The sequence below is a fragment of the Methylibium sp. T29 genome, assembly GCF_000576205.1.
In the GTDB taxonomy this organism is placed as follows: domain Bacteria; phylum Pseudomonadota; class Gammaproteobacteria; order Burkholderiales; family Burkholderiaceae_C; genus Methylibium; species Methylibium petroleiphilum.
On record NZ_AZND01000267.1, the window covers coordinates 1 to 4,223 of the forward strand.

Below are 4,223 nucleotides of genomic sequence, written 5' to 3' on the forward strand. Positions count from 1 at the left end.
GGCATCGAGCTCGACCACCGGCCGGTCGGCCGCCCGAACTATGGCGGCCACATCGAGCGCATGAACCGCACGCTGATGCAGCGGCTGAAGGGTCTGCCCGGCGCCACCGGCAACTCGCCGCGCGGCCGCAAGGCGCGCAAGCCCGAACAACGCGCCTGTCTGACCTTGGAGGAATTCGAGCGTTGGCTGGCCCTCGAAGTAGGCGAGCGCTACCACCACAGCGAGCATCGGGGCCTGTTCCGCTCCACCCCCTTCGCGGCATGGCAGTCACTGGTTGAACAGCGTGCCCCACGCCAACTGGCGCCTGGGCACGATGAGGCCATGAAGCTGCTGATCAACTTCATGCCGCTGGCCCACCGCTCGATCCAGGCCGATGGCCTGACCATTTTCTACATCCGCTACTGGAACCCCGTGTTCGTCGTCTGGCGCGAACAGCGGCAGAGGGTGAGGGTGCGCTACCACCCCGAGGACCTGTCGAGGATCTTCGTCAGCGCCGACGGGCGCAACTATGTGCAAGCGAACTACGCCGACCTGCGGCGCCCTCGCATCACGCTGTGGGAGCAGCGTGCCGCCGTGCGAGCCCTCAGGGCGGCGCATGTGCCCCGGGTGTCCGAAGAGCATGTCTTCCGCGCCATCGGTTCGCAACGACAGATCGTGGAGCAAGCCGAGCGATCGGCACGCCGGGCGCGCCGCAACTCGAAGGCGCCACCGGCGGCGCCTTCGACTGAACTTCAGACCCGCGACTCTGGGCAGCCGACGGAAGTGGACTACAGCAAACCGGTGACACCCTACGCCGTGGAGATCTGGAAGTGATCGTGCGCGAGCGCTCCCACCTTCATCCCGCAGCGAGGCAGATGCTCGACCTCGACGACGAGCAGCGGGTGCGGGCGTTGCGGACCGACCGCTGGATCGACTACCCACGCGCAACGCAGGCGCTGCAACGGCTGCAACGGCTCCTGGACACCCCGCAGCGAGAACGCATGCCCTGCATGCTGCTGCACGGTCCGTCCAACATCGGCAAGACGCTGATCGTGGCCAAGTTCCTTCGTGAACATCCGCCTGCCTTCGACGCTGTGCGCGGCGTCGAGCACAGACCCGTGATCAGCCTGCAGATGCCGCCGTCTCCCGATCAGCGGCGCTTCTACCGGGCGTTGCTGACGGCAGTGGGGGTACCCCAAGGCCCCAATTCGACGTTGGCGAGCCTGGAGCAAGTGGCTTGCGACATCCTGCGCCGAATAGGGCCGCGGCTGTTGATCGTCGACGAGGTGCACCACCTGCTGGCTGGCAGCGCACGGGAGCAGCGCGGCTCGCTGAACTTGCTGAAGTACCTCTCCAACGAGCTGAGGATGGCCATCGTTGCGGTCGGCACGAGCGAGGCGCCGGTGGCGTTCCAAAGCGACGCCCAGATCCACAGCCGCTTCACGCCGCTTGAGATGCCCCGCTGGAGCGAGAGCGAGGAGTTCCGCCGCCTCCTGGCTGCGTTCGAGGCGGCACTGCCGCTGAAGCGGCCATCAGAGCTGACCCAGCGCCCGCTGGTGCAGTACCTGAGTGCGGTCAGCGGTGGGCTGCTTGGCGAGGTCTCGCGGCTGCTCAACGATGCGGCCGAGGCCGCCATCCGAGACGGCAGCGAGCGCATCACCCTGGGGCATCTCGAGCATGTGGCAAATCGGCCGTCGTGATCGACCTGGCCTGTGGCGCATCGACCGTTTGAAGGCGAGGCCTTTGGTAGCTGGTTCGGCCGCATGGCATCGCGCTATCGATTGACGGTCGACGAACTGGCGTCATCGGCGGGAGTGACGGAGATCTTCGCCGATGAGCAACTCTCGTGGCTCGAGGTGCCAGCGCCCAGGGGAGGGGACTGCGAGGTTCTGGCAAGGCTTGCGCGCGTGAGCAACGAAATCATCGCTGCGCTCGGTCCGCAGGGGCCCTGCCGAGTAGACAGGACCTCCCGTTCTGCCACTCCTGCTTGTTCCTCAATCCCTTGGATGTCACGGCGCCATGCTGGCCAGCTGGTTGGTTGCATGGGCACGAATTCGTCTGCGGCAAACATCCAAGCGAACCGAGCTGGGTGGGAAGGTCAACGGTGCGCAAGCATCGCAACATGGGGCGGCTCTTGAGCTACCTCAGCCGGCGTCGGCAAGCGATTGACAGACGTCGGTGTCCAGAGTTCAGGCTCTCTTGGCGACGCTAGCACGGTTCACGGACGCCGTTAGCAGGGTTTGCGGATCTCAACATCCTGGCGCCCATCTGCAGAGGATCCGGGTTCAACATGAAGTCGATCGCGTGCGCCTCGGCGCCCCTGGCCACGTGTCGCCTGATGTGACGCGCCAATGACCGATAGGTCGTCGTCGCATCGTCACCGGCCCAGTAGAGGCTGTGCTTACCGCGAGTCGACGCTGCGCCCTGGCGACTGTGCGTTGCTGGACGGACGGCGTTTGCGCACTCGATGGTGGACAGCCGCGCCACGCTGATGCTCACTCGCAGAGGCTGCGGGTCGCGGGTGATCGCCGAGCCAGGATTGCCGAGGTTCAACTCAGCGCACCAGGCGCCGACGGAGTCCAGAAGGATCCGGTCGTGTGCCCGCTGGGCCTGGTGATCGCCCGGCGATGGCCGAATGACACCCGCCAGCCGTTCCAGCCACGTCGCGACCACCGACATCGGCGCCGTCTCATCGTGCCGCATGGTCGGACGACGGCACGTCTGGCCGGTGAAGTACGCCATGCGGCCACACCGGCAGTAACCAGCGTTCATGTGGTGCAGGACCACCTGGTCGTCGGCGAAGAGCTCCCCGCAGTTGCAGCGGTCGTCGAGTTCGCAGCCGTGAATCGGGCAGGTCTGCAGCAGCCTCAGCGAGTACAGCGCGCTGTGGTACCCCCGAGCCATGCACGTCCTGCAAACACGAATACCCGGGGCGATGAGCGAGCGAACCGACCTCGGCAGGCGGCCCAGGTGAGCCCATGCGAACACCGCTTCCTGCTCGCCCAACGCCTGCGCCAGGGACCGCATCGACAGCGCTTCGACGCGAGCGCCGCACAGGCCGTCAACCGCTTCGTTGTAGAGCAGGTTGACGTGCCGTGGGATGCCGGCTTGGTCAGCCCCGCGGCCGCAGAACGCCAACTCCTTGGGCCGCAGCGCGTTCAGCGACATCGCTCGTTGAACCGTGTGCCAGAGCGAGGAGTAGGGCAGGACACTGCCCTGGTGCCAGGTCAGCCGCGCGGATGGGCCGGTGGTCATGCACGCGATCCGCTGCGCTTCAAGCGCGGCGACAAGGCCGTCACGATGGCCATGAGTGCCTGATGACCGCAGCCGGCGACGATGCGTCGCCACGAGTCGATGGACATCACATCCCGAGGTTCAGCGCCGCCGGCGATGCGCAGCAGGGCATGCCGGGCGGCCTGTGCCACCGTCTTCATCGGGAACTCGATGGGGCCCTCGTACTTGGCAGGCAGTTCGAGCACCATCGCCTGCATCAGCCTTCGGCATGGTGGGCCATCCTGAACCCACCGGCCCACGCTTCGGGCGCGAGGCCCGCCGTGAACGAGATTCCAGAGCGGGGTGGCCACTCGGTCCCCTCGTCGTAGCCGGACAGGACGAAGCGAAGTTCGTCGACATCCCGGATGCCGTGGAACGGCGCCGAGGCCAGCATGAAGCGGGCCGCGACGTGCGCACCGCCGGACATGGCCATGCCAACCGGTTCGTCGAACACCTGGAGCGAGGCGACCGAGAAGACGCACAAGCGGATGCGCTCCTTCTCGAGCAGGCTGTGCAGCTCGACCAGCCACAGCCACTCCCGCTGCGTCATGCCCTGCGCTTCGTCGATGACCAGGACCAGGAAGCGCCCGCCGCCCTGAGACGCCAGCTCTGCCCAGCGCTCAATGAGCATGTGCTGACGGTCGAGGGGGCTGCGTGCTGCCTTGGCCAGGGGGTGTCGGCTGGCGTGCAGCAGGTGGGCATGGAAGCGCCCGACCGAGGCCGCGCCGCCGGAGTCAGTGTGGCTCCATACGACCATGGGGACGTGGCCGCCGCAGCGTTGCGACAACAGCGACTGCAGCCAGTGAGCCTCATCCACTCGGCCAAGCTCAACAGGCTCGACCCGTACGCCTACATCCGCGACGTGCTCGAGCGGCTGCCCACGCAGCCGGCCAGCCGGATCGAAGAGCTGCTGCCGCATCGCTGGGCGCCGGCGTTGTCCTGAGCATCGCTCCGGTCGTCAAAACGGGTTG

Annotated in this window: 5 protein-coding genes and 1 pseudogene; 3 read left to right on the forward strand and 3 right to left on the reverse strand. The window is 66.8% G+C overall.

The genetic code is table 11. The features are described 5' to 3' along the window. Together x551_RS19070 and x551_RS19075 are read left to right on the forward strand one after the other, a co-directional pair. On the forward strand, positions 1–813 hold an 813-nt coding region (locus tag x551_RS19070), incomplete at its 5' end, for a Mu transposase C-terminal domain-containing protein (RefSeq protein ID WP_036235829.1). Positions 814–854: 41 nt separating this feature from the next. Next, positions 855–1,679 carry a TniB family NTP-binding protein gene (locus tag x551_RS19075; protein WP_051495930.1) on the forward strand — a complete coding sequence of 275 codons (825 nt, stop codon included), beginning with the start codon at positions 855–857 and terminating at the stop codon, positions 1,677–1,679. Positions 1,680–2,187: 508 nt separating this feature from the next. On the opposite strand, the gene x551_RS19080 is transcribed toward x551_RS19075, so the two are convergent. From x551_RS19080 to x551_RS19090, 3 genes are read right to left on the reverse strand one after another with little or no spacing between them, the layout of a single operon-like run. Beyond that, entirely contained in the window at positions 2,188–3,234 is a 1,047-nt protein-coding gene (locus x551_RS19080) for a hypothetical protein (RefSeq protein WP_036235835.1), read from the reverse strand. Beyond that, entirely contained in the window at positions 3,231–3,470 is a 240-nt protein-coding gene (locus tag x551_RS19085; RefSeq protein WP_036235837.1) for a hypothetical protein, read from the reverse strand. The genes x551_RS19080 and x551_RS19085 overlap by 4 nt, the downstream gene beginning before the upstream one ends. Further along, positions 3,470–4,039 (reverse strand): hypothetical protein, encoded by a 570-nt coding sequence (locus x551_RS19090; protein ID WP_162531428.1) that lies wholly within the window; start codon positions 4,037–4,039, stop codon positions 3,470–3,472. The genes x551_RS19085 and x551_RS19090 overlap by 1 nt, the downstream gene beginning before the upstream one ends. Positions 4,040–4,054: 15 nt before the next feature. Between x551_RS19090 and x551_RS24655 the strand changes: the two are divergent. Continuing rightward, positions 4,055–4,195, forward strand: a pseudogene (locus x551_RS24655) (transposase domain-containing protein); the annotation flags it as partial. Positions 4,196–4,223: the final 28 nt, after the last annotated feature.